Annotated in this window: 3 protein-coding genes; all 3 read right to left on the reverse strand. The window is 40.0% G+C overall.

Annotation, left to right across the window (positions count from 1 at the left end):
* Positions 1–241: 241 nt before the first annotated feature.
* The 3 genes from N9I19_RS23965 to cls all read right to left on the reverse strand — a co-directional run bounded on the left by N9I19_RS23965 (position 242) and on the right by cls (position 4,338).
* The gene (locus N9I19_RS23965) at positions 242–1,504 is read right to left on the reverse strand and encodes a glycosyl hydrolase family 18 protein (protein WP_317779216.1); all 1,263 of its coding nucleotides are present in this window, start codon (positions 1,502–1,504) and stop codon (positions 242–244) included.
* A gap of 209 nt (positions 1,505–1,713) precedes the next feature.
* Positions 1,714–2,463 carry a (S)-benzoin forming benzil reductase gene (locus N9I19_RS23970; protein WP_317779217.1) on the reverse strand — a complete coding sequence of 250 codons (750 nt, stop codon included), beginning with the start codon at positions 2,461–2,463 and terminating at the stop codon, positions 1,714–1,716.
* 417 nt (positions 2,464–2,880) lie between these two features.
* A complete protein-coding gene (cls, locus tag N9I19_RS23975; RefSeq protein WP_283896418.1) occupies positions 2,881–4,338 on the reverse strand; it encodes a cardiolipin synthase in 1,458 nt (485 codons plus the stop codon).
* Positions 4,339–4,529: the final 191 nt, after the last annotated feature.

Consider the following 4,529-nt stretch of genomic DNA (forward strand, 5'->3'; position numbering starts at 1 on the left):
TATCGAATGAGAATTGTCTTTTTTTTAGTTTGATTTACCGTACTAGTTAGAAAAACGTGAGTTTTTCAGCAGCCTCGGTTTTCCATGGCTCCTTTTTTATGTTACAAGGGCACGTCGAACAATATTGTCTCTCTTTAAAATCTTGCTCGGTGTGTTTGGCTTGCCCCTGGTAAAAGCTGCACAACCAAACAAGGGAAAAAAATATATAACCCTTCTTTTTACCACCTGGCACTCATTCATTCTATTTGATAATCCAGATATTCTTATCTATAAACTCCCAATTCTGCGGGAATTCCAAACCAATCTGCCAATAAGTTGCACCTATCAGTTCATATGCATCAATCATTTCATATTTTGCGCTTATCGATCGAATATCTTCAAACCAAACGACATGGTTCGAATTCTCTCTTCGATAAGAATAGGTAGGGCAAGCCGCTGAAGTGTCAAAAGTTATTTCAGAGCCAGTTGCAATAGCAAGATTTTGGGCATTTTGAGCTGATAAAGCTTTAGTCTCGTGGCTTGGTACTATCCAATCGTATCCATACATAGGAAATGCCGACTGCAGTTTATACCCAGGTATGGTCGACAAAGCATAACGAAGAACCTCCCCCATCCACCAAATTGGGGAAATGGGTTCAGGCGGGCCAGTTGGATACCCATAGTCAATGGTCATCACGGCAACAAGGTCGGCTGCCTCTCCGATCCCCCGATAATCATGCCCGCCTACAATTCGATTATCAGGATTATCCGCTGTTTTTGCATGTACGTTCACATGCAGGATCAGTTCGTTCAACCCCTCCTTTAATTCTTTTAAAAAAAGCACATAATCGGAACGCCTGGCAGGTGGGATGAATTCGATGTCCATACTGACACCGCCATAGCCTTTCTCCCTAACGAAATTCAGCATACTTTTGATTAAATTCGCTCTGTATACTGAACTAGCAAGGACTTCACCAGCCAAATCAGCATCAAAATCACCACCTTGGAAGTTCCGGATCATCAGTAGCGGCTTCACCCCTGTCTGCCCGCATTTCGCAATAAGGGGGGAATCATCACCATCAACGTATGCATTTCCTTCCCTTGTAAACGAATAAGCTACAATGGCTAAATAAGATAATTTATCACCATTCTGCTCAAGTGTTTCAAACACTACTCCACCTGAAGTCGGGAAGGCAAAACCCAGTGTAATCAATTGATTTTTGTATGGAGACGGAATTAAAATTTCCGTACCGACTTTTAGCGAGTTTGCAACGATTCCTGGATTGGCCTCCATGATTTCCGCTGCACTCGTACCAAAAAGACTGCCGATTCTAGTAAGGGTATCCTTACTTTTAATTAGATACCTCCGATTCACCGCTTTTTCATTAGGTATATACAATGCCAGGCCAGGGACCAAAGTTGTTGATTCCAATCCATTGACTTCAATTATCCTCGATGGGTCAACTTTATTTTTCGTGGCAATTTCCCAAAGACTGTCACCTTTTTTCACAATAATGATTGTCATTAAAAGCCCTCCAAACTCCCTCCAAAAAAGTTTATGTCATTCAGGTAATTGGATAGAACGCATTATCACATTTCCAAATGATGATATCCTGGTTTTTTAGACTTTATTTTAAATGGGAATGAAGGATCACTAAAAAAAGAGGCTGTCCTAAGGGACAGCCCCACGCTATAAGCCATCAGTTGATTTTTCGTTTCACATACTCCCATAAATCAAAGTAAATTCTTAATATCGTAGAACTTCCCATTCTCCAAATCTTCCGCTTCAAGAAGCTGCAAAAGTTTATCTGCCACAAATTCAGGGCTTCTTAACATGCCATTCTCTTTATATTCATGAAATTTGTCTCGATTGGAAAAGTCCCGTTCGTCTGCTGACCGGATTGTCCCTTGCATCTCCGTATCCATTACACCTGGTGAAAAAGAAATGAGAGACGTGGGGAAAGATGTTTTATCCTGTTCCAACCCTGCAACCCGTGTGAACATTTCTAGCCCCGCCTTAGTGCTGCAATAGGCTGACCAGCCATGATAAGGGTTTTTAGCTGCTCCTGAAGATATGTTGACCATTACCTTCTTTCTGTTCCAGTCCTTTGTCTGTTTAACGAATTCATCAGCCAATACGATGGGTGCCATGAAATTCACCCGCATGCTTGTTTCCAAATTTACTATACCAAGGTTTCCTACCGGCTTTATCGGTTCAATGACACCTGCATTATTAATGAAATAAATGTCACTTGTTTCATCGACAGCATCAAGAATCTCATTGACTAAGGAAGGTAACTTTTCCGTTTCATTCAAGTCCATCGAAATAAATGTAAGTTTCGTCCCGGATCTATCAGCCATCCGCTGCATTTCAGGATGGGCTGTACGGGAAACTAAAATGCAATGATCACTCGTCTGCAAACATCCTTTGGCGATGGCAGCCCCTAAGCCTTTTGAAGCTCCTGTGATTATAAATGTTTTCACGGCATTTCCCCCTTTTATGGATATAAACTATTGTACCAAAATGGAGTCCGAAATGGTCTCCTGCCGAATCGCTTTCACTATTCTTACCGAGGATGATTACTATAATTTTAAAACAGTCTTGGCTATACTCCATGATTTTTTTCATTTATATGAAATAAATCCTCATTGGATTGAAGACATTTGCGATACTCCTGCCGAAAACTTGCTAGCCGAGACCCCGGTGACGCTTGCTTTGATGAGTATTGGCAGACAGTCGGCGAAAAGGAAACGGATTTCTGAAATCATAGCTAGAACTTTTTTGAGGGTTTGTAAAATCTTGAACATTTTTCAAAGAAAAAAACTGCAGACAAACTCGCTTTTTACGAATTTGTCTACAGTCAAAGCGGCCTATATAGTAATGGTCTGCAACTTTAAAAATTATAATATGGGTGATACCAACCTTGCAATGGACTCTTTAAAACGAATCCATTTTGAACGCTTTTCAAAGTCTTCAATTGTAAGCTGCCTGCAGACTTCAACATCCTTATAAAAAATCCTTGTCAGTGTTTCGGCCATGCCTTCATCATAAATGAAGGCATTGACTTCAAAGTTCAATTTAAAACTACGGACATCAATGTTAGCTGTCCCCACCGAGGAGACCTCTTCGTCCACCACGATCATCTTCGCATGAATAAAGCCGTTATCATAGATGTATATCTTAGCTCCCGCTCTTAATAACTGCCCTGCATTGAAAGTTGTTGCCCAATAAACGAAAAGGTGATCAGGTTTATTCGGAATCATGATTTTTACATCTAACCCTGATAAGCTGGCAATCCTGAGTGCATCCAATAAACTTGCATCCGGTATGAAGTAAGGTGTTTGAATGAGAATCGATTTCTTTGCTGAAGATATCAATTTAATATAGCCATTTTTAATTTGTTCCCATTCAGAATCTGGTCCACTTGTCACTATTTGCAAATCTATATTGCCTTGAGGCTTTAAAACAGGGAAATAATGAGGCTGATAAGTTATATCATGGTGCTTTGATGCCTGATTCCAATCCAGGATAAAACGGGTTTGAATGGCTTTGACAGCCGAACCCTTTATTCGAAGGTGTGTATCACGCCAAAAACCGAATTTTGGGTTAAGCCCTAAATATTCATCACCAACATTAAAGCCTCCAACATACCCTACTTTTCCATCAATGATGACTAGCTTTCGATGGTTACGGAAATTCAGCCGTAAATTTATAAATTTTAATTTGGATGGAAAGAATGCCTCCACTCGCCCTCCTGCCTGCCTAAATTCCCTGAAGAAACTTTTAGTCATCCCCCTGGAACCCAGCTCGTCATAAAGAACCCGAACTTTGACGCCTTCATTCGCTTTTTTAGTCAAAGCTTCAATGAATCGTTTACCCAGGCCATCCCTTTGAATGATGTAGTATTGTATGTGTATATGGTTTTCTGCCGCTTCGATATCTTTAAAAAGCTGGTCAAACTTATTTTTTCCCTCCGTAAAAATATCGACTTGATTATCTTCAGTAAGCACGGCATCATTGTTCCGGAGATGCATATAAATCAAATCACGGTAATTACTTGAAGAAGCATTTCGAAAAGGAAAATGATCCGTTGAAAGCTCTTCCATCTGTTTATCAAGGATTTCTTCAATCCCGATTTTCTTCTTGTCCTCCCATTGGAATAAGTGGGCGTGCCTTAAACTCGTTCCAAAAAGGAGATATAAAATAAAACCGACTACAGGGAGAAAATATAACACCAATAACCAAGCCCAGGTGGTGCTCGCTTCCCTTCTTTCAAAAAATATGACAATCGTGGCAAATAATATATTAAGAATGATAACAAGGCCGAGCAAAACCGATGTAACATGCGTAAATTCCATAGTATACCCTCACTCAATTTTTATCCCTTTAAGGATACCATGCAAATTCTTTATATCAAAGGATTTGCTTATCAGAAATGAAAACAGAGAATTCAAAAAAAGGACCTCTTCCTGTGAGGCTGCTGAAAAACTCACGTTTTTCTAACTAGTACGGTAAATCAAACTAAAAAAAGACAATTCTCATTCGATAC

Origin of the sequence: Peribacillus sp. CSMR9, from assembly GCF_033141925.1 — a bacterium.
GTDB classification, from domain to species: Bacteria; Bacillota; Bacilli; order Bacillales; family DSM-1321; genus Peribacillus; species Peribacillus simplex_A.